This window comes from Quyinboa mangrovi, assembly GCF_042219825.1.
Taxonomy (GTDB): domain Bacteria; phylum Bacteroidota; class Bacteroidia; order Bacteroidales; family UBA5342; genus JBHJHP01.
In genome coordinates this window covers 682,864-705,270 of the sequence record NZ_JBHJHQ010000002.1, presented here as the reverse complement: position 1 = coordinate 705,270, position 22,407 = coordinate 682,864, and the positions used below count along the sequence as shown (strand labels likewise).

Genomic DNA, 22,407 nt, shown 5'->3' with positions numbered 1-22,407 from the left:
GTGCGTTTAATGTACTGATTCTCTAATTCTTCCATAACGTTAACTTTTTAGTGTAACGCTATTTCAGGACGAGACAATGTTATTACAAAAATGGGTTAGCAGTTGCTAACCCATTTTTTTTGCCATAAAAAAGAGGTAATTAAGAAAATTACCTCTTTAAATTAATTATTTAGAAAGCTCTTTAGTTTTGAGCAAATCCTGTATTATCTTCTAATGTAATCTCAAGATATAAATTTTTATTCTTCTTAATTTTCAATTCCTTTTTAACAGGTTTATATCCTGCAAAAGAAAATGTTACAGTATATTTCCCTTCGGGTAAATCCAACTCAAAATCACCGGTTTTTTCAGAAAATGTTCCAATTGTAGTTCCCTTACACTGAATATTTGCCAGTGACAAAGGAATTTTATATCCTCTCACATTTTCGTAAACCACACCACTTATTTTAGATTTTTCCTGTTTATTAGAACCAAAAACAGTTACTGAGAAAAGTATAAAAAATAATAGAACCGTTGTTTTCATGCATTACAATTTGATGCTACAAATTAATGCCATCATCATTACAATCAGTCAACACCAATATTTCAATGTTGTTAAAATTTAATGACAAAAAAAGAGCTGTCAATTCTGACAGCTCCATATATCGCTTCTCATTCCAATTATTCACCTAACATAGCCATTCTGCTTTTAGCCAGAGAAACAGCTTCACCATTTGGAAATTGTTCCAGATATGCATTATAAGCTTCCACAGTGTCCTGACTTTTTGCTTTTTGCCATGAAACAATATCCACAGTCTTTTCTGCTTTTGCGGCAAACTGCCCCTCTGGATAAGTCTCCAGATATGATTTAAGTCCCCGAAGATTAAAATCATTTACTGCATTATCGTAAGCTACAATGAAAAGTTCCTTTTCTAATGTTGCTTTAACTTCTTCACTGTTTTTACTGTCTGGGTAATTAGCAAGATATAATTCACACCTTTTTACAGATGGTGAATTATCTATTAATTTCTTAAATTTCTTTTCCGACGGAACTAATACAATATCAGAATACAGGTCAACACCATCAAGCTGGGCAGCTTTTTTTACACCTTTATATACTATATTAAGAACTGCATCCGGCGTTGCATTTATTTCAAAATACCCGTTTATATCAGTTTTCACCTGATCTCCATTGGCATTTATAACCTTTGCATTTTTAACTGGTTCATCAACGAAATACACAACACCTGAAACCTTTTGAGCAAATGTGTATGCTGAAAAGATTATTAATAATCCTAATACTAACTGAAACTTTTTCATGTCAATCTTTTTTAAATTTTCAACCACCAATTAATCCGGCTAACCGGAATCTCGTTTCATTGTTGTTTCGTTGCTTTTTCAAAAGTATTGCATGAATATTACAGGAATATTACAAAAATGTTTCAATTAGCTATTTACAAGCTTTTTAAACTGGTTTTAGATAAACTTTCCCGGAAAACCGGAATAAATATCTTAGTTTAACAACTTGTCCATGTGTGCCATATTAACCTGGTTAATAATATTTTTAGCTTCCGGCGTATATAAATATTTCAATTCCGACTCAAAATGTTCCGTAATTCTTGCCCTGACGATCTTCATGGTGCTGTTCATCAGTTTATTTTCCTCGTTGAATGATTCTGACAAAACACTTACCGAAGTAGGCAACCATCTTGCAGGAAATAAGTTTTGCATACTGCCACCGGCTTTGAATTTATCAACTTCACCTTGAAGAACCTTTAGTGCTTCTTCTTTCCCTTCCTTTGATTTAGGATCGACTGATTTATCTTTTAAATGTGCCACCAGTTCCTGTTTATTTGGAACTAAAAACATTACCGTATATGGATCCTGATTATTATGCAGCATTGCCTGCTCAATAAATTGCGAATTATCAACAATCGCCTCTTCAATTCCTTCCGGACTATATTTTTCGCCATCGCTGCTAATCAAAAGACTTTTAAATCTGCCAAACACATACAAGAAACCATCATCATCCATATACCCCAAATCACCGGTATGCAACCATCCGTCTTTAAGCGTTTCTTCCGTCGCTTTAGGATTATTCCAATATCCTAACATTACATTATCGCCTTTTACCAGTATCTCCCCCTTTTTGTAATTTGGAAGCTCATTTCCTTCGTCACCAACAATTTTCAATTCCATATTTTTTACGAGATAACCCGATGACCCCAGTTTATGACGAAACATTGAATTTGCAGAAATAATTGGAGAAGCTTCACTCAGGCCATAGCCCTGAAGCATAGGGATTCCGAGTGCATAGAAAAATCGTTGCAGTTCTGTATCCAGCAAAGCACCTCCTCCTATAAAAAATTCCAGATTCCCGCCAAAGCCTTCACGTACCTTGGAGAAAACGATCTTATCAAAGAGCCCAACCAACGGTTTCAACAGTTTTTTTGCCCCTTTCCCTTTGTCAAAACCAAGACCATTATACCTGTAAGCTGTATTAAGCCCTGTATTAAAAAGAGTTGTAACAACCTTTCCTTTGGCCCTTATTCCGGATTCAATGTTCTTTCTGAAATTTTTAGCCAGTGCCGGCACACTCATCATAATATGAGGCTTAATTTCATTGATATTTTTAGAAACATTTTTCAGCGTTTCCATCTGTGTTTTACCGGTCTGAACCGAAGCTATACTGGCCCCGAAATACATAAAAGCGTATAAACAGGCTGTATGGGCAAATGCATGATCCCATGGAAGTATAGCCAGGGTTTTGTGCGTTTCGGGAATTGACATCAATGTAGAAGCCTGTTCCACATTGGCCGCATAATTCAGTTGCGAAAGCATTATACCCTTTGGATCCGCCGTGGTTCCTGAAGTATATGAAATATTAGCCACATCATCGGGTTTTATTGAATCCCTGAGTTTAAGAAATTCACCCTCGTGATTCTTAAAATAATTTTTCCCTTTAGCCAGAACATCGCCTATATAAATCTCTTTTTCCTCCAAAGGAATACTGTCGAATACTATAATTAGTTCAATATCCTTTAACTTATCTTTAATCTCCCTTAATTTATTAATCTGATGTTTACTGGTTAAAATAAACCTGCTCCCTGAATGTTTTATCCTAAAAAACAACTCATTTTCCGCATCCAGCTTAACCGAAAGTGGCACATTTATTCCGCCAGCATATAAAACTGCCAGTTCGGAAACAAGCCATAAATTTCTGCCTTCTGACAATAAAGAAGCCCTGTCGCCCTTTTTAAAACCGGAAGCAATAAGCCCGTTTGCCAAAACATAAACATCATCACGAATTTCGCTATATGTCTGAGAAACATAACCTTTCCCCATATTTTCGTGCAGGAATGGATTCCCAGAGTACTTTTCCACAGAAGTTTCAAACAATTCAATGATTGTCTTCATAATGAGATCAAATTTGGTTAACGATCAAAAATAAGCATTTATTAGAAATAAAATACGTGATTTTCCCCCTTTAAATAAAATAGGTTATATAACATAATAATTTTAAATTTGCCTCTGAACTTAAATTTTTAATCTAAATAAAATATGAAAGTAGCTGTAATAGGAACAGGTTACGTGGGATTGGTTACGGGAACTTGCTTATCAGAGACAGGGATTCAGGTTGCATGTATCGATATCGATAAAAATAAAATTGAGCGCCTAAAGCAAGGGATCATACCTATTTATGAACCTGGATTGGACAGGTTAGTCAAAAACAACTATGAAAAGGACCGACTCCATTTTTCAACAAGTCTGGCTGAAGGGATAAAAGACGCGGATGCAATTTTCATCGCAGTGGGAACACCACCTGGGGAAGATGGAAGTGCAGACCTGAGTTATGTTATTGGGGTTGCAAAAGAAATTGGTCAAAACCTTACTAAGTATGCTGTTGTTGTTACAAAAAGTACTGTACCTATTGGGACCTCGCATAAAGTAAAGGCTGCCGTACAAGAGGAACTGGATGCGAGGAATGCTGATATAAAATTTGATGTAGCATCAAATCCGGAATTCCTGAAGGAAGGAAATGCTGTGGAGGATTTTCTAAGACCTGACAGAATTGTTATAGGTGTGGAAAGTGAACAAGCTGTTAAGGTTTTAAATAGGGTATATCATCCTTTTATGCTTAATGGGCACCGAATTATTACAATGGATATTCCATCTGCTGAAATGACTAAATATGCTGCAAATGCAATGTTGGCTACTAAAATCAGTTTTATGAATGATATTGCCAATTTATGTGAAATTGTTGGTGCTGATGTAAGCATGGTGCGCAAAGGTATTGCAGCTGATGTAAGAATTGGAAATAAATTCATATATCCCGGTGTAGGCTTTGGTGGATCCTGTTTTCCTAAAGATGTAAAGGCCCTGATTAAAACAGCCAGTGAATACAATTATTCCCTTGAAGTACTTAAAGCTGTCGAATCAGTAAATAACAGGCAGAAATTTGTTATCGTAGATAAGATAAAATCGTACTTTAAAGATACTATTAAAGGGAAAAAAATTGCGATTTGGGGATTAGCGTTCAAACCGAATACTGATGATACGCGCGAAGCACCGGCTTTCGTGATTATTGATGAACTCTTAAAACTTGGAGCAGAAGTTGCAGCTTATGATCCTGCAGCCATGGAGGAGACAAAAAAAGTATTCGGCGATAAAATCACATACGGCAAAGAATCATATGATGTTTTAGTGGATGCAGATGCATTGGTTCTTGTTACAGAATGGAGTGAATTCAGAGTATTGAACTATCCTGTTTTAAGCAAACTAATGAATGGTAAAGTACTATTCGATGGACGAAACATCTATTCTCCACAGGAAGTAATCGAACACGGTTTCGACTATTTTAATATTGGAAGTCAACCGTTGAAACATTTATAATATTGAAAGTTTATTTTATATTATAATATACCTGGGAAAAACCGTTTCCAGTATACAAACAATACGTTAGATATAATAAGTTTAACGAGGCAATTAATATTTGAAAAGAAAATACATTAGAAAAAAGAACATCATGAAAGGAATTATTCTTGCAGGTGGTTCAGGAACCCGGTTGTACCCAATTACTAAATCCATATCAAAGCAGATTATCCCGGTTTACGATAAACCCATGATATACTATCCTTTATCGGTTTTAATGTTGGCCGGCATCAAAGAAATTCTGATTATTTCAACACCACAGGATCTGCCACTCTACAAGAACCTTTTTGGTGATGGCTCGGATTATGGGCTAACACTTGAATTTGCTGAACAACCTTCACCAGACGGTTTGGCGCAGGCATTTATTATTGGTGAAGAATTTATTGGAAGTGATAATGTATGCCTTATACTTGGTGACAATATTTTTTATGGTTACAATTTTAGTGGTAAGCTTCTGAATTCAGCAAAACTGGAAGATGGTGCAGTGGTTTTCGGTTATTATGTGCATGATCCTGAACGTTATGGCGTCGTTGAATTTGATGATAATGGCAATGTATTAAGTATTGAAGAAAAACCGGAAAAACCAAAATCGCATTACGCTGTTACAGGGCTGTACTTCTATAGTAATGATGTGGTTGAAAAAGCCAAGAATCTGAAACCTTCGAAAAGAGGAGAACTTGAGATCACGGATTTAAACAAACTATACCTTAATGAAGGACGACTGAGCGTTGAGCTTATGGGCAGAGGTATGACCTGGCTGGACACTGGCACACACGACAGTTTATTGCAGGCCTCCAATTTTATATCAACAATACAAAACAGACAAGGATTAATGGTTTCATGTATTGAAGAAATTGCCTATAAAAGAGGGTTTATTAGCAAAGAAAAACTGATAGAACTGGCAAAACCATTAATTAAGAATCATTATGGCAGGTATTTGATGGATGTTGCCAATAATTATACGAATGAACTGACCAGATAATGGAAATTATAAAGACTCTAATTAAAGACCTGTTGATTATTGCTCCAAGAATATTTAAAGATGACAGAGGTTATTTTTTTGAATCATGGAATAAAAAAACATTTAAATCGGCAGGTATAACAAATGATTTTGTTCAGGATAATGAATCTCAGTCTTCTTATGGCGTCGTAAGAGGTTTGCACTATCAGCTGGCTCCTTTTTCTCAAGCAAAACTCGTTCGGGTATTATCAGGCTCTGTACTTGATGTAGCGGTGGATCTCAGAAAGGACAGTCCTACGTTCGGGAAATGGCACGCAGTGGAGTTAACCTCAGAAAATAAACTTATGTTTCTTGTACCAAGAGGTTTTGCACACGGATTTGCTGTTCTTAGCGAAAAAGCAACCTTTGCATATAAGTGTGATAACGCCTATAATCCACAAAGTGAAAGAAGCATTAATCCGTTTGATTCAACGTTAAATATTGACTGGAAAATTGACAAAGCCAGTGCAATTTTGAGTGCAAAAGATAAGGATGCACCTGATTTTTCACATGCTAAATTCAATTTTTAATCATTCTCATCATGAATAAAACAAATATGAAGATTCTTGTTACAGGTTCCAATGGTCAGCTTGGTTCTGAATTCAAAAGCAGAGTATCTGATTTTAAAAAATGGAAATTTGTATTTACCGATGTTGCAGAACTTAATATAACGTCTCCTGACGCCATTGATAATTACATTAAAAAACAAGGACCTTTCAATTATTTAATAAACTGTGCTGCTTATACGGCTGTAGATAAAGCCGAAGATGAACCAGAAAAGGCGAAATTGCTTAACTCTGACGCCCCTGGATTTCTTGCAAAAGCCTGTAATAAAAATGATATCAAACTAATTCATGTTTCCACTGACTATGTTTTTGAGGGGAAAAACTACTTACCTTATACAGAAAATGACGAAACAAAACCAAATTCAGAATATGGCAAAACCAAACTTAACGGAGAACTTCAGGTTTTAATGTATAATCCTCAGAGTATTATTATAAGAACATCGTGGTTGTATTCAAGGTTTGGACATAATTTTGTAAAGGTGATGCAAAAGCTGGGAAGCGAACGCGAAAAAATATCCGTTGTTTTTGATCAGATTGGAACACCAACACATGCTTACGACCTGGCGGATGCTATATTAGCAATATTATCGTCTACAGAAAATGATAAACAGAACTGGATTAAGGGTGTATATCACTTTTCCAACGAAGGCGTTTGCAGTTGGTACGATTTTGCAACTGAAATTATGAAACTCTGGAACATTGGATGCAGCATTGAACCTATAACATCAGACATGTATCCCCAGAAAGCACCAAGACCTTTTTATTCTGTCATGAATAAAACAAAGATCAAAAAAAATTATGCAATAAAGATTCCAAACTGGAAAGATTCGCTCCAGCATTATAAAGAATTGACAAAATAATGCTTACAAAATGTCAGTTTTTTCTTAAAAAATAGCTTTTTCCAGTTAGACAAACCCAACAACATAAAAACTAAAAAACGAGGGGGGACAAGTAAATTTTTAACTTTTTATTTCAAAACACCCCCGAATTGCTCATATAGTTATCCAATATTTATCTAATTTAATCACAAACACCCCTTCCTTAACCAGGGAACAAACATTATTGACCTATTATACAAATTCATTATAAATACACTTTTTGATATCATATTTCCATATATGATATTTTTATGTAAGACCAATGCTTTTTTTGTAAACTATTTGATTATATTTGCAGCGGAGTGCATGACAAACGATATTAATTAGAATAAAGAATATTCATTATGTGTGGAATAGTTGGAGTGTTTGATGTAAAAATTGAAACAACCGGTTTAAGACCTCAGGTTTTGGAAATGTCAAAAAGAATTCGTCACCGTGGTCCTGACTGGTCTGGAATTTATTGTGGGGATAAGGCTTTGCTGGCACACGAACGCTTATCAATCGTAGATCCTCAATCCGGTAAACAACCTTTGTTTTCTCCGGATAAAAAGATAATTCTTGCGGTTAATGGTGAAATATATAACCACAAGGAAATAAGACAACAGTATGAAGGCAAATATGATTTTCAGACCAATAGCGACTGTGAAGTAATCATTCCGTTATATCTGGAAAAAGGAAAAGATTTTATAGAAGACTTAAGTGGAATCTTTGCCTTTGCACTGTACGATTCAGAGAAGGACATTTACCTGGCTGCAAGAGATCAAATTGGGGTAATACCAATGTATCGTGGCTGGGATAAGTTTGGCAATTTTTATGTTGCTTCTGAATTAAAAGCTCTCGAAGGTTACTGTAATAATATTGAAGTATTCCTTCCGGGTCATTTAATGTACAGCCCAGATGGTATTGAGTTCCAGCGTTGGTATACAAGAGATTGGTTTGAATATGATAACGTAAAGGATAATTCTACGTCTATAGAAGATTTAAAAGATGCTCTGGAAACAGCTGTACACAAGCAACTCATGTCTGATGTTCCTTACGGGGTACTGCTCTCAGGAGGACTGGACTCTTCTGTAACTTCTGCTCTGGCCAAGAAATTCAGCGGAACAAGAGTAGATACAGATGATAAAGAAGAAGCATGGTGGCCAAGACTCCATTCTTTTGCAGTAGGACTTGAAGGTTCTCCTGACCTTGCTGCTGCTCAAAAAGTAGCAGATCATATTGGAACGGTTCATCATGAAATACACTTCACTATTCAGGAAGGTATTGATGCGTTAAGAGATGTAATTTATCATCTTGAAACATACGATGTAACAACCATTCGTGCGGCAACGCCGATGTATTTGCTGGCAAGGGTTATTAAATCTATGGGGATTAAAATGGTATTATCCGGTGAAGGTGCAGATGAAGTGTTCGGTGGCTACCTTTACTTCCATAAAGCTCCCAATGCCAAAGAATTTCACGAGGAAACCATTCGTAAATTAAACAAGCTTCACCTTTACGATTGCCTAAGGGCAAATAAAGCACTCGCTGCCTGGGGAGTGGAAGGCCGTGTGCCGTTCCTGGACAAAGAATTTCTTGACGTTGCCATGCGCCTGAATCCACAGGATAAGATGATAACACCTGAAAGAATGGAAAAATGGGTTGTTCGCAAAGCATTTGAAGATTATCTTCCGGCAAGCGTTGCATGGCGTCAGAAAGAACAATTTTCTGATGGTGTTGGTTACAGCTGGATTGACAGTTTAAAGGAATTGGTAAACAAGAAAGTTACCGATGAGGAAATGGCAACTTCAAAATATCGTTTCCCTATCAACCCTCCTATGAGCAAGGAAGAATATTACTACAGGACAATATTTTCTGAACATTTCCCATCAGATGCAGCAGCAAGATGTGTTCCTTCGGTACCTTCTGTTGCATGTAGTACTGCTGAGGCACTTGCATGGGATGAGTCCTTTAAAAACATGACAGATCCGTCAGGAAGGGCCGTGAAAAACGTACACAAAGATGCTTATAAATAGCAGATCATAATTTTATATACTGAGCCACAGCAAATGATGTTGTGGCTTTTTTATTTTATTTCCATCCCAACGCTTTTAGTCAGAATTGTATCCTAATTTTTATAAATTTGTGAATCAATAATAATTAATGGAACGAATCATTGTATTAGAAGATATAGACCCTGTATCATTTTACGGCGCTAATAATGCAAATCTGGATATAATAAAAGCGTTATATCCTAAATTAAGAATAATTGCACGGGGAAGTATCATTAAGGCAAATGGAAGCGAGGATCAGATTGCTGAATTTGAAGAAAAAATTAATGACCTGATTAAATATACAATTCAGTATAATCAACTTACCGAAAAGATTATCAGGGAGATCATTACAGAAAATAAAATTTACGAAAGTATCCCATCCGATGCTATTTTATACAGCACCAGTGGAAGGCCTATTGTAGCTAGAACACCAAATCAAAAAAAGTTTGTGGATGCATTTTATCACAACGACCTTTTGTTTGCTATCGGCCCAGCCGGATCCGGTAAAACTTATACGGCTATTGCCCTTGCTGTAAGAGCCCTTAAGAACAAAGAGATTCGAAAAATTATTCTTTCGAGACCTGCGGTTGAAGCCGGAGAAAGACTTGGTTTTTTACCTGGCGATCTGAAAGAAAAAATTGATCCGTATTTACAACCTTTGTATGATGCACTAAAAGATATGATTCCTGCGGCCAGGCTTAAGGAATATACCGAAAATGAAACCATTCAGATTGCTCCGCTCGCTTACATGAGGGGCCGCACATTGAATGATGCCATTGTCATACTGGACGAAGCACAGAACACGACCAGGAATCAGCTTAAAATGTTTCTCACACGGATGGGTCGCAATGCCAAGTTTATCGTTACGGGAGATGTGACCCAGATTGACTTGCCATCCCGTCAGGATAGCGGTTTGGTTCAGGCATTGCAAATACTCAAGGATATTGAAGGCATAAAACGTATAACTTTTAATGCAAAAGATATTGTACGCCACAGACTGGTACAAAAAATAGTAGAAGCTTACGAAAAAGAATAAATTATGAGCAAAACATCCCTGATCATCCAAAGAGAGTACCTGACCAGAGTAAAGAAAAAGTCGTTTATTATTATGACCTTTTTAACTCCCGTTTTATTTGCCGCTTTAATTCTCGTGCCTGTGGTATTGTCACAGACCATGAAAGACGATTCAACGAAGGTCATTGCCGTTGCAGATGAAACAGGATTATACAACAATGTCTTACAAAATCAGGATTATGTAAAATTTCAGTACTCCTCTGAAAATTTTAAAACGCTTGAATCAGAGTTCAACAGCAAGGGATATTATGCCATTTTAAACATTACCGCAGATCTGGAAAAATATCCTGATTCCGTCTTTATATATTCTAACAAACAAGTAAGCCTTGATATACAAGGCATGATAAGCAAAGACCTTAAAAATTATATCAGGGAAGAAAAGAAGAAGGAATATAACATTGCTAACCTTGACAATATTCTCGCCGACCTGAATAAAGGTGTTAATATTACATCTATAAAATGGGGCAAGGGTGGTGAAGCCAGAGAATCGTCCACAGAGCTGGCTATGGCCATTGGTTATATTTCAGCGTTCATCATTTACATGTTTATTTTTATGTACGGCGTGCAGGTGATGCGTGGAGTGATCGAAGAAAAGACCAACCGAATTGTCGAAGTCATCGTTTCGTCAGTGAAACCATTTCAGTTAATGATGGGGAAAGTCATTGGACTTGCATTGGTTGCCCTGACCCAGTTTTTACTCTGGGTTATTTTATCAGGGGTATTGATTTCAGTTATCAAGGTATTGATTTTACCGGACATGCCGCATGATGCCAATACGCAAATGCAGTTATTGAATGCGGCCCAGGAAATGCCACAGGGCGCCGGAGCTGACATGGTCAGATTTATGAGTAAGATCTATTCGTTCAACATTTATGAAATCCTGTCTTTCTTTATTATTTATTTCATAGGCGGATACCTGCTTTATGCGGCCTTATTTGCCGCCATCGGATCAGCCGTTGACAATGATACCGACACACAACAATTTATGCTGCCGGTAACTATTCCAATGGTATTTGCATTATACGTAGCCATTAGTGCAATCAACAATCCACACGGCCCGATGGCATTCTGGTGCTCTTTAATACCATTTACCTCCCCGATAGTAATGATGGTGCGGATACCGTTTGAGGTCCCCGCATGGCAACTCCTGGTTTCTGTTTCATTACTGATCCTTACATTTATTGGCATGATATGGGTGGCATCACGGATTTACCGGACTGGCATTCTAATGTATGGAAAGAAAGTAAGTTACAAGGAAATATTTAAGTGGCTGAGATATAAAGGATAAACTTACAATATTATTTCTCCTTTCATATACAGTACGGCTGAACCGGAAATTTTTACCCGTGAATTACTTAGTTCAACCTCAAGATAACCTTTTCTGGCAGATAGTTGTCTCGCTGTAAGCTTTACTTTATTCAGTTTATCGGCCCAGTAAGGTGTTAGCGTAGTGTGTGCTGAACCGGTAACAGGATCTTCATCAATTCCGGACTGAGGTCCGAAAAACCGTGACACAAAATCAACATCTGTTCCGGGCGCCGTACAAATTACACCCCTTGCATCCACAGAAGCAATCGCATCCAAATCAGGTTTTAAATCTATAATCTGCTGTTCCGATTCAAAAATAACCAGATAATCATCTTTCCCTTTAAATATATTCATCGGTTCAAAACCAAATGCATCCACCAAACCATACGGCATGAATGTCTCCTCCAGATGATCCACAGGAAAATCCAATTCGAATAAGTTGCCTTGCCGCTTTACATATAATGAACCCCGGTTCAGAGTTTCAAAATGAAGTAATTCTCCATTAAAATTCAGTTCATTAAACAGGACATAAGCAGATGCCAGTGTGGCATGACCACAAAGATCTACCTCGCAGGTAGGCGTGAACCACCTGATATCATAATCTTCATCGTTAGCTACAAGAAATGCCGTTTCAGGCTGGTTGTGTTCTGCTGCAATCTTCTGAAGCTTTTCATCAGGCAGCCATTCATCCAGAATACACACGGATGCAGGATTTCCTCCAAAAACATTTTTTGTAAATGCATCAATCTGAAAAACCTTATAAGACTTTTTCATACATATTCCTGTTTAATTGAAGCCATCAAGTCCTGTCGTGTCATCGAGAAAGTCTTTTCCCGCTCTTCAAGATATTCAAGTATAAACAAAGCTCTTTCGAGCATCATGTTACTTCTGTTCCTATCGAATAAGGTATGCATTTCAAAGAGTGTCCGTGCAAACAGTTCCATATTATGAATATTAAACTGCTCAAGCTTTTCAAGAACCTGAATCATTTTAACCGGTTCCATTCGTAATATTTTGTCAATAGAAAGATCTGTTATTGATTCCAGTTCTTCCAGTTCGTTATTTATCTCAGCTACATCCTGTTTCTTTTGAAGCTTACCGATTATACCAAGCAGTAACTCTCCTATTTTCTGAATCTCTCGCAATATAAAATCTTCCTGCCTCATTATATGATATTTATGGATATGACCTAAAGCTAACTCTGTTTCACCTAAGCAATTTACTAATTTTTAAAGATATCTGGAGATACAAAAGGCCTTCAATAATTGAAGGCCTTTTTTAAATCATATCATTTTCAGGCTTCAGCACCACCTGAGTTACGCATTCCCATTATATCCCGATCAAAGAGATAAAGATTTCCACTGTCTCCGATAAGGTTTAACCTGTCGAGGATATTTGATACAGATGCCTCTTCTTCAATTTGCTCATTCACAAACCACTGAACCCACTGGTGTGTTGCAAAATCCCTTTCTTCATGACACACTGCCACTATAGTATTTATAGCATCGGAAATATATTGCTCATGCTCCATTGTACGCTGAAATAAATCACGTACATTCTTAAAATCTACGGGAGGTGCATCAATTGCAGGAATAACAGCCTTCCCTCCTCTCTCATTAAGATAGCCAACAAACTTTAGCATATGAACGCGCTCTTCATCTGACTGAGCATACATCCATTGTGCTATTCCGGGGTAGCCATTGCATTCGGCCCAGGAAGCCATTGCCAAATACAAATTAGAAGAATACGCTTCTTTTCCTATCTGTTCAACTAAAATTTTTTCAACTTTTTCTTTTAACATATCTGATTATTTTTAGATTACAAGTGGTGTTTTTCAATTCTCAAATATAGTCAAAAAAGCCTGATGAAGCAATATAGCGCCTTTCTTAAGTCTTCAGGTTAAGTATTTTTAATATATTTATCAACTTATAACAAAACCTGAAAAATACTTAAAATCCGCACAAAATATAATAGACTAATAAATTGTCTGTCGTTTTAAAATCCATAATTTGTATCTTGAAACCGCAAATGAAATTGCCAACTTATTACATATTAATCATATTACTGCTGTTTAGTACTTCACTGAGTTCACAAACAGTTATTTCAGGTACCATAGTGGATACTAAACGTGAACCTGTTCCCTTTGCAAATATTGTGTTGAAAGGGTCAATGGAAGGGACAACATCAGATGAATACGGTAATTTCAGGATTACATCTAATAAAAGTCTGGATACTCTTTCAATTTCTGCCGTTGGTTATATAACCAGGACAATTCCGATTCGCCCATATACAGGACAGCACGTAAATATCCCCTTACAGGAAAATATATATTCATTAAATGAAGTCAGTGTATTGCCCGGTGAAAATCCGGCTCACCCCATATTAAGAAATATCATTAAAAACAAACAGAACAATGATCCAAACAATTTTCCGTCGTGGGAAAGCAGGGTGTACAATAAACTTGAGGTTGATCTGAAAAACCTTGGAAAGCCGAAAAAAAACAGAAAATTCTGGGAAGATATGGAATTTGTTTTTGAAAATCTGGATACACTTCCTGAAGACAGTGTGCCATATTTACCGGTATTTATTTCAGAGTCAGTCTCTGAATATTATCATTCACAAAAGGACAATACATCGAAAGAAGTTATTCTGGCGAATCGATTATCCGGAGTACGCACCAAGACGATTACCCAGTTTACCGGAAAATTTTATCAGGATTTTAACATTTATAAGAACTTTATCAATGTAGATAACATTGGGCTTATCTCTCCAATTAATGATCAGTGGAACCTTTTTTATCGCTATTACCTTGTTGACAGCCTAGAATCAGGGGGGCGGAAACTATATAAAATAGATTTCAAACCACGCATGGCACATGAAGCCGCATTTGAAGGGTCCATGTGGGTAATTGATTCAATTTTTGCAGTTTATAAAATTGATATGAGCATTTCACCGAAAGCTAACATCAACTTCTTAAATAAACTTGAGATTCGCAAATTGTATGTTTTAAAAGATACAACCTGCATCCCTGAAAAAGAAGAAATTCTGGCAGACTTTAACGTGGAAGGCAATAATAAAAACCGTACTGTGGGTATTATAGGGAGAAAAACTTCAATTTATCAGGATTTCAAATTTGCAGAACCTCCACCCGATCTAATGGCAAGTCCATTTCAAACCAAAGTTGAAAAGGATGCCCTGCATCACCCACCCGAGTACTGGGCTCAAGCCAGACCCGAACGGTTAAATATCCGCGAACAGGGTATTTACGACATGGTAGATTCTTTACAAAATGTACCTAAATTCAAGTCAATAACAGAAATTGTTGAAACCATCTTGTTTGGCTACAAGGATTTCGGAAAATTCGAGCTGGGACCATATTTTTATATGTACAGCTACAATCCTATTGAAGGAAACAGGATCAGACTTGGAGGTAGAACCACTAAAGATTTTAACGAAAAGCTACGGCTGGACGGATACATTGCTTACGGATTTAAGGATAATCACATGAAATACAGCCTCGGTGGATATTACTACTTTAATAAGCAGCCGATGAATGTTTTAAGCATGCATTTTGAACACGACAACCAACTCCTGGGTAAAAGTCAGAATGCATTTATGGAAGATAACTTTTTATCTTCTTTAATCAGCAGGAATCCCAACAATAAACTAACCCTCACAGATCAGCTTGATGTGCAATATCAGCATGAATGGTTTACAGGACTGACTACCACCGGCATCTTCAAATGGCAATATATCAGACCAGGACAAAATGTTCCATTTTACGAACCGGACAGTACCGAAGCAAAGGCATTATACAATAAAGAATTTGGAATCAATACACACATTGCAATTGGTGAAACATTTATTCCTGGTGATTTTCAGCGGATCAGTCTGGGAAGCAAACGTCCTGTATTTAATGTGTATACCGGAATCGGAAGTGTAAGGCTGAACAAGACTGATTACATTTATGGAAGGATTCATCTTGATATATTTGACAAGCTTCCCATCAATCCTATTGGATATACTCTCTATTATTTGCAGGCCGGGACGGTTTTGGGAAGTGTTCCATTTCCTTTATTAAAACTACATGAGGGCAACGAAACACTCACAAACGACCTTTATGCATTTAATCTGATGAATTATTACGAGTTTGCAAGTGACAAATATGCCAGTTTATTTATTGAGCATCACTTCCAGGGATTCTTTTTAAATAAGATCCCCTTATTCAGAGCATTAAAGTTACGTGAAGTTGGTGGGTTTAAAATATTGTATGGAGAATTAAGCGATACAAAACACAGGCAGATACTGTTTCCCGAAGGCTTATCCGGTATTGGCAAAGCGCCTTACATGGAAGCTTCAGCTGGCATTGAAAATATTTTTCAGCTGATTCGTATCGACTCCATCTGGCGACTGAATTACCTCCATCATGCAGAAAATATTGTGGACTGGGGTATCAGAGTTTCATTGCATATTCGGTTCTGAGCCGGATTTAATACACATCCTTTTGATATCTATTATCTGTAACTAGCTGGTTTAAGTATTGTTTTGCAGTGTTGATATCCATCTTACCTTCATTTCTTACAATATCAAGCAAGGCAAGATGAACATCAGTTGCCATCTTCTTTTTATCACCACACACATAGATGCTGGCTCCTTTTTGTAACCACGTCCAGACTTTGTCTGATTTCTGAAGCAAACGGTGCTGCACATAAATTTTTTCATCCTGGTCGCGACTAAAAGCAAGATCCAGTTTTTGCAGATAGCCTTCAGCCTTTAGGGTGTTCCATTCTTCACCGTATAAAAAATCAGTTTCTTCATGCTGATCCCCGAAAAACAACCACGTTCCCTTCTTTACACCGTCATGCTTTCTCTGCTGAACAAACGCACGGAACGGTGCAATGCCGGTTCCCGGGCCTATCATAATAATTGGGGTAGACTTATCCTCGGGCATTTTGAATTTCTTTTTATTCTGAACAAAAACCGGTATTCTGTCACCCTCTTTTACCCTGTCAACAACAAAGGTTGATATTGCCCCTTCACGAATCCGTTCATTTTTTTCAAACCGCACCGCCGCAACAGTAATATGAGCTTCACCGGGATGAGCATCAAAGCTGGATGCGATGGAATACTTTCTCGGGGGAAGTTTTCTCAAAACAGAAACGAGTTCCTGAGCATTTAGTTTTGCCGGAAAATCAGTCAGCAAATCAAGCACATCACTACCATATAAATAATCGGCCAGCGGTACCGGATCATTGATTAAACCGGTTAATTCTGCAGAACCGGCAAACTTGTTATATCGATCCAGTATCACCGGATTGATAACCGTTATCTCAAGATAATTCCTCAAGGCATGATAAAGCGTAAACATCTGTTTATCCAGCACAACCTCCTCATCCCTGCTGAAACTGAATTTATCCAGAATAGCTTCTACAAGCGAAGGTGGATTGTCCCCGACAATGCTCAATGTATCACCAGGCTGATATGTAAATCCGGAATCACGTATCGAGAGTTCAAAATGATAGACCTCTTTACCTGAACCATCACCATTTAATAGTTTCTTCTTCAGAATCTTTGCATAAAACGGATTATTCCGGTCATAAACGCGTTTAAATGAAGGTACTGTAAAACCAGCACTGGCCACTCCACCTAAAACAAGTCCTCCTTCGGGTGCTTTAACTTTCTCCGGCTTCAGCGCAACAGAATTCCCTGAAAAATGATTGATAATCTGATCCATCCATTTCTTTGCATCCGGCATGAATTCAGCATCGCATTTACGGATTGGCAAAATTGGCTTTGCCTTTAGCTTCTTTAAGGCCTTATGAAAATCGACTCCTGCCTGACTGAAATTGGCATAGGTTGAGTCTCCCAATCCCAGCACAGCATAATTCAGCTCCGGCATTTCAGGCGTATTTTTGTCTCTTAAGTAATCCAGAAATCCCATGGCGTTCGAAGGTGGTTCCCCTTCACCATGTGTACTGACAACAACAATAAGATTTTTTAATAATGGCGTATTTTTATACTCATATTTTTCCATGATGGATATCTGCATATCCAAACCATTGTTCTTTGCAAGCTGTAACAGCTGTTCCGAGATAACTTCACTGTTACCGGAGTGTGTGCCATACAGCACCTGAATATTGGGCATAACGGGTCTTTCTTTTGTTCCTGATTTATTATTGTTTTCACCTTTTCCTGCCAGGTAACCGCTTGTCCATAACAATTGTTCCTTTGTCATTCCTTCCACAAGCTGATTCAGCAGCGTCTGTTCATCTTCACTCAATAATCCAAACGTCTTCTTCATCCCAAAGTATTATTATGTCAACTAAACCGGACAAAGGACGCTTTGTTTAAAATGATTCAAAATAATTTTATAATATTCCGACCACAGCATCCGCTTTCATCCCATTCTTAAACACAATCAGGCATTCCACCACCGCATAACATCAGTCAACAGAGTTGCCCTGGTGCATTTCCTGTTGCTTTTAATAATTTAATTCTCTACTTTTAAAGGAACTAATGACCGAATGAAAAGTCACCTGGATAACAACCATAAAAACGTAATCGGCTCATTCAATTATTTCAAATTGAAATACATAAAAAAACACGTAATATAATTTATATTAAAGAGCCTGAATAATGACACTTAAGAATATAAAGAACAGATTTTCTAAATATACGCTGCTGTTGCTAATTCTACTGTTTACAGCAAACTTATATGGTCAAAAATACTGTATATACGAATTTGGAGATTCTGTTGTTAATTATGAAACAAATTTCAAAAACCTTTTTGAAAACTGGAAACCGAATCATATAACGAATGCCGATGACTATGCTTTACTGAGTTTTTCATATGTAGAGACTATATCAAGCCCCATAGTACTTCATTACTATCGCAATTATTTTTCAGGAGATCAACTCATTACAAGTTCTAAATTTAAGAAAAGTGTTTCAAATCAATTTGAAAATCATCATGAATTTTATATTCAACCCAGTTATCTTTCACAAAGTTTTGTAGATACAACGCGTATGTCGGTTGAATCGAAACGAATTTTCACCAGCGATTTTACTAAACAAATTAATCAACTGATGTCGGCAGAGATTAATATAGATTCCTCCAACATATACAAGTACAATTATGAATATACTAAGGTTGATACAATCATAACTTCTAACTCCCAAAAAAATAAAACTAGTAGTACCTTTTCACACATTATTTCCGAAAACAAATTATCTAATAGTTGTGGAGATTTCATGTCCGGTGAAAAAAGATTTTCAGAAATCAGTGATACAGAACAACAACAGTTGCTCCTAGCAGAGTTAAAAACCCAACGTTTAATTATGCAAAAAGCATTTAATGATATTGTGGAATTGGGTGATGTTGTTTATGTAGTTAATTTCAGGTACTTTGATAAGTTTTATTCGAACTATGTTGTTTGCAGCAAAAAAACAAAAGAAGTTATATTAGACTATTTCTTTATGGGTATAAATATTGAAGAAATTGAATAAAAAAATTATATAAGCTGACATATGGTCATAGTGCATACCGACAAATCAGAGCGACAGTTTATTGTAGAACCTTGCCACATAAAAACAGAATTCATACATACATGACCCCAACAGACTTTTTTCATACTTTACAGGTACTTTTTTCGTCCTTTAGTTACTTAGACATTGAAAAGCGATACTCTAAATTTGTTCTGTAAATTAATTTCGGACTAAAAACTTATCATCATGAAACAGAAGAAAATTTATTTGGTATTATTTTCAATCATAGCCTTTATGCTATTTGGAAAAGTGTCGATGGGACAAGTCGTAGTTGTTGATTCCGTTATTCCGGGTGACTTTCTTAAATCTGAAGGTTTAATAAAAGTCTCTAAAAACACTAAGCCGTACGAAATTGAAATTTTGATAGACGAAAAAACTACTGAATTAAAATTACAAATTAATGCTCAGGTTTCCTCTGGTTTTATCGCTTATGCATTTTATGACCCTGTCGGCAAAAAGCGGGATGACGTTTCCATAATCTGGAGTGAGAAAGGACAAAATATTTATAAAACAGAAGACTTACCCAAAGAAATATCCGGGATTAATAATGAATCGAAAAGGATTAGTGTAAGAGGTAATATTTTTGTTTCATATGAAAATCCTATCCCCGGGAAATGGTTAATTAAGGTATCTCCGCATAATGCGAATGGCACTTATAAGATCTATCAAATACGAACGAAATAATATTACTTCGATGAGATTACCACAAAAGGCAATATTGTTTTTAATCCTTTCTAAAATCTTCGTGTGTGCCAACTCCTATGCTTCCCAAGGCACCATCTCAGGTCAGTTGCAAATTGACAGCACATGGAATCCGGTTATTTATTTGTCTTACATACCAAATTTCCGTGAGATGAATAGCATATCCAACACAATGATAATCTCTGAAGCACTCTTAGACAGTAATGGACATTTTAATATTGAAATCGGCTTTTTACCTAAAGAAGACAATTTATTCCGCATCCATTTAGTAAAAAAAGGATATCCCCCAAACACATTGATAATCGGTGGAAAGGACGAAAATTCAATATTTTTTCTGGCAAACCGGGATGCTAAGATTTATATTAAAAATAATGACAAAAAGGGTTTATTCAAAGATGTTACATTTAGCGGCTATGCTAACAATACTGCGTTCCAGCTGATAACAGAAATTGTAGCTTCATCAGATAATGAAATTGTGTTAACGAATTCGATATCGAAAAAGGAACTCATTGAAAAAGCTACATCTGAGCAATTAAGAATTATAGCTGATACCTGCAAGAAGCCTTTAGTGTCACTTTATGCAATGTATGAAAGCGATTTTGAATCAAACTACTCATACAATTTATCTTTTTATAAATCATATCTGAAAAGGTGGAAAAACAACCATTCTACTTATTTTGAAACATTTAGGAACGATTTACCAATTACAAAAAATCGCACAGGAATAGATGTTCTTTTTGGAATTCTTTTATTGTTAAGTGCTTATATAATTTACACCCTTATAAACAAAAAGAATAATAACCAAATTAAGAAATTAAGCATCCAGGAACGAAAGATTCTTACGTTACTTCAGGCAGGATTAACAAACCAACAAATATCGGATGAGTGTAATATAGGATTAAGCACGGTAAAATCACATGTAAGTAGTATTTTTTCCAAACTGAATGTTAAATCAAGAAAAGATGTAATAGATTTGAAGAAATAAAGTATGTTGACACATTGGTATATTTCACTGAAAACAAGAATGCTGTTCTCATCCTTGAATGTGAAGACAAATATGTCGCGAAGCAACTTTTAGATAAATTACCGGAGGTAAAGAACGGAATAATCAGCTTTGAAATTATGGAACTAAGGCCATATACAGGTTTTTCCAGATTGATGGATTTAAAATAAAACGGCATATTACAGCGTTCTGATAAATGAGGGCAACACCATACAGCCGGAACATTGTGTAGAATTTATACTAACTTAAATAACCGCCAAAATGAAAAATTTTATTCTCGTATTTACCGTGTTAATTCTCTTGAGTTGTCATTCAAAAAATGAGTATACAATCTCAGGATCATTTACAAATGACCAATCCGAAGAGTGGATATACCTGCAAAAAGCTTTTTCTGAAGAACTAATTCTGGATTCAGCTAGAATTATTGAAGGGAATTTTCAATTTTCAGGAAAAATTGACCGTCCGGAAATATATGCACTAAGTTATCACTGGCAAAGATCAAAAGGTATTTGTTTTTTTATATTGGAACCCGGTCAGTTAAAAATTAAAATAGATCCTGCGAATTGGATCAATATGGGGGATGCCGTTTTAGGTGAGATGTATAATGATGAATTAAATGGTTATCTTAAAGAAAGCTATAGGATATCAAGATTAAATGATGATAAAGCCTTTGACAATTTCAAAATTGATTATATAATGGGCCATACAACCTCTCCTGTATCTGCATATATTTTATTGTGGACATACTATTACTTACCACTTGAAAAACAAAATGAATTGTTAGAAGCATTATCTCCTTTAAAAGAAATGGCAGTCTATAAAAAAATTAAAAAAGATTATGATAACCAACTTGCTCTAAAGGATAGAACACCTTTTGTGAATAATAATTCTAATCCAAGGTATAATGAATTAAATTTGAACGATAATTCTATAGTTCAAACTTTGGTAAAAAATAATCCCGGTAAAGTTTTATACATAGATTCCTGGGGCACAAGCTGTGGCCCTTGCATAAAAGAATTCCCAAAATCGAATGAATTACAAAAGAAATATGAAGGTAAAGTTGAATTTATATATCTGTGTGTTACCGCCAGAGATGAAAATGAGTGGAAAGACTATATAAAAAAATACAACCTTTCCGGTCAACATTATTATCTTAATAATACACTAACGGAAGTCTACTATGATGAAGTTGGTAGTGATTTTGCTTTTACACCTATGTATGTAATAATTAACAAGAAAGGAGAAATGGTATATAACAATGCCCCCAGACCCAGCATGAAAGAAACTGAACAGATTCTGGATAAATTAATCGAATAAAAACAACTCTGCTCAACACGCAGTCATAGCATAGTGCATGCGGTTATTATCATAATCATTTAAAGATGATAAG

19 protein-coding genes are annotated in these 22,407 nt (G+C 36.3%); 12 read left to right on the top strand and 7 right to left on the bottom strand.

Annotated elements, in window-relative coordinates; genetic code table 11:
• Positions 1-181: 181 nt before the first annotated feature.
• The 3 genes from ACE1ET_RS06190 to ACE1ET_RS06180 form a co-directional block, all read right to left on the bottom strand.
• A complete protein-coding gene (locus tag ACE1ET_RS06190) occupies positions 182-520 on the bottom strand; it encodes a carboxypeptidase-like regulatory domain-containing protein (protein ID WP_375727497.1) in 339 nt (112 codons plus the stop codon).
• A gap of 137 nt (positions 521-657) precedes the next feature.
• Positions 658-1,296 (bottom strand): hypothetical protein, encoded by a 639-nt coding sequence (locus ACE1ET_RS06185; RefSeq protein WP_375727496.1) that lies wholly within the window; start codon positions 1,294-1,296, stop codon positions 658-660.
• Between the two features lie 192 nt (positions 1,297-1,488).
• The gene (locus ACE1ET_RS06180; RefSeq protein WP_375727495.1) at positions 1,489-3,393 is read right to left on the bottom strand and encodes an AMP-dependent synthetase/ligase; all 1,905 of its coding nucleotides are present in this window, start codon (positions 3,391-3,393) and stop codon (positions 1,489-1,491) included.
• A 144-nt stretch (positions 3,394-3,537) separates the two neighbouring features.
• Here ACE1ET_RS06180 and ACE1ET_RS06175 point away from each other — a divergent pair, with 144 nt between their 5' ends.
• The 7 genes from ACE1ET_RS06175 to ACE1ET_RS06145 all read left to right on the top strand — a co-directional run bounded on the left by ACE1ET_RS06175 (position 3,538) and on the right by ACE1ET_RS06145 (position 11,747).
• Positions 3,538-4,869, top strand: coding sequence for a UDP-glucose dehydrogenase family protein (locus ACE1ET_RS06175; RefSeq protein ID WP_375727494.1), 1,332 nt, complete (start codon positions 3,538-3,540; stop codon positions 4,867-4,869).
• Between the two features lie 133 nt (positions 4,870-5,002).
• Positions 5,003-5,890: a glucose-1-phosphate thymidylyltransferase RfbA gene (gene rfbA / locus ACE1ET_RS06170; RefSeq protein WP_375727493.1), complete on the top strand. Its 888-nt coding sequence runs from the start codon at positions 5,003-5,005 to the stop codon at positions 5,888-5,890.
• Positions 5,890-6,438 carry a dTDP-4-dehydrorhamnose 3,5-epimerase gene (gene rfbC / locus ACE1ET_RS06165; protein ID WP_375727492.1) on the top strand — a complete coding sequence of 183 codons (549 nt, stop codon included), beginning with the start codon at positions 5,890-5,892 and terminating at the stop codon, positions 6,436-6,438. Before rfbA ends, rfbC begins: the two co-directional genes overlap by 1 nt.
• Positions 6,439-6,449: 11 nt before the next feature.
• Positions 6,450-7,334 carry a dTDP-4-dehydrorhamnose reductase gene (gene rfbD / locus ACE1ET_RS06160; RefSeq protein WP_375727491.1) on the top strand — a complete coding sequence of 295 codons (885 nt, stop codon included), beginning with the start codon at positions 6,450-6,452 and terminating at the stop codon, positions 7,332-7,334.
• A 362-nt stretch (positions 7,335-7,696) separates the two neighbouring features.
• Positions 7,697-9,367, top strand: a complete 1,671-nt coding sequence (gene asnB / locus ACE1ET_RS06155; RefSeq protein ID WP_375727490.1) for an asparagine synthase B — start codon at positions 7,697-7,699, stop codon at positions 9,365-9,367.
• 127 nt (positions 9,368-9,494) lie between these two features.
• Positions 9,495-10,421, top strand: a complete 927-nt coding sequence (locus ACE1ET_RS06150) for a PhoH family protein (protein ID WP_375727489.1) — start codon at positions 9,495-9,497, stop codon at positions 10,419-10,421.
• A 3-nt stretch (positions 10,422-10,424) separates the two neighbouring features.
• The gene (locus ACE1ET_RS06145) at positions 10,425-11,747 is read left to right on the top strand and encodes an ABC transporter permease (protein ID WP_375727488.1); all 1,323 of its coding nucleotides are present in this window, start codon (positions 10,425-10,427) and stop codon (positions 11,745-11,747) included.
• A gap of 2 nt (positions 11,748-11,749) precedes the next feature.
• Here ACE1ET_RS06145 and ACE1ET_RS06140 read toward each other — a convergent pair whose 3' ends face one another.
• From ACE1ET_RS06140 to ACE1ET_RS06130, 3 genes are all read right to left on the bottom strand, one after another.
• Positions 11,750-12,541, bottom strand: coding sequence for a PhzF family phenazine biosynthesis protein (locus ACE1ET_RS06140; RefSeq protein ID WP_375727487.1), 792 nt, complete (start codon positions 12,539-12,541; stop codon positions 11,750-11,752).
• A complete protein-coding gene (locus tag ACE1ET_RS06135) occupies positions 12,538-12,933 on the bottom strand; it encodes a hypothetical protein (RefSeq protein ID WP_375727486.1) in 396 nt (131 codons plus the stop codon). The genes ACE1ET_RS06140 and ACE1ET_RS06135 overlap by 4 nt, the downstream gene beginning before the upstream one ends.
• 128 nt (positions 12,934-13,061) lie before the next feature.
• Complete coding sequence (locus ACE1ET_RS06130) at positions 13,062-13,568, bottom strand: ferritin (protein WP_375727485.1); 507 nt, start codon at positions 13,566-13,568, stop codon at positions 13,062-13,064.
• A 227-nt stretch (positions 13,569-13,795) separates the two neighbouring features.
• Between ACE1ET_RS06130 and ACE1ET_RS06125 the strand changes: the two genes are divergently transcribed.
• Entirely contained in the window at positions 13,796-16,249 is a 2,454-nt protein-coding gene (locus ACE1ET_RS06125) for a DUF5686 and carboxypeptidase-like regulatory domain-containing protein (RefSeq protein WP_375727484.1), read from the top strand.
• Between the two features lie 7 nt (positions 16,250-16,256).
• Here the strand turns inward: ACE1ET_RS06125 and ACE1ET_RS06120 are convergent, their stop codons facing one another.
• Positions 16,257-18,068, bottom strand: coding sequence for a diflavin oxidoreductase (locus ACE1ET_RS06120; RefSeq protein ID WP_375727483.1), 1,812 nt, complete (start codon positions 18,066-18,068; stop codon positions 16,257-16,259).
• A 335-nt stretch (positions 18,069-18,403) separates the two neighbouring features.
• Between ACE1ET_RS06120 and ACE1ET_RS06115 the strand changes: the two genes are divergently transcribed.
• The 4 genes from ACE1ET_RS06115 to ACE1ET_RS06100 all read left to right on the top strand — a co-directional run bounded on the left by ACE1ET_RS06115 (position 18,404) and on the right by ACE1ET_RS06100 (position 22,334).
• A complete protein-coding gene (locus ACE1ET_RS06115) occupies positions 18,404-19,273 on the top strand; it encodes a hypothetical protein (RefSeq protein ID WP_375727482.1) in 870 nt (289 codons plus the stop codon).
• Between the two features lie 225 nt (positions 19,274-19,498).
• Positions 19,499-19,996: a hypothetical protein gene (locus ACE1ET_RS06110; protein WP_375727481.1), complete on the top strand. Its 498-nt coding sequence runs from the start codon at positions 19,499-19,501 to the stop codon at positions 19,994-19,996.
• Positions 19,997-20,165: 169 nt separating this feature from the next.
• Positions 20,166-20,999, top strand: a complete 834-nt coding sequence (locus ACE1ET_RS06105; protein WP_375727480.1) for a response regulator transcription factor — start codon at positions 20,166-20,168, stop codon at positions 20,997-20,999.
• A gap of 279 nt (positions 21,000-21,278) precedes the next feature.
• Positions 21,279-22,334 (top strand): DUF4369 domain-containing protein, encoded by a 1,056-nt coding sequence (locus tag ACE1ET_RS06100; RefSeq protein WP_375727479.1) that lies wholly within the window; start codon positions 21,279-21,281, stop codon positions 22,332-22,334.
• Positions 22,335-22,407 lie beyond the last annotated feature (73 nt).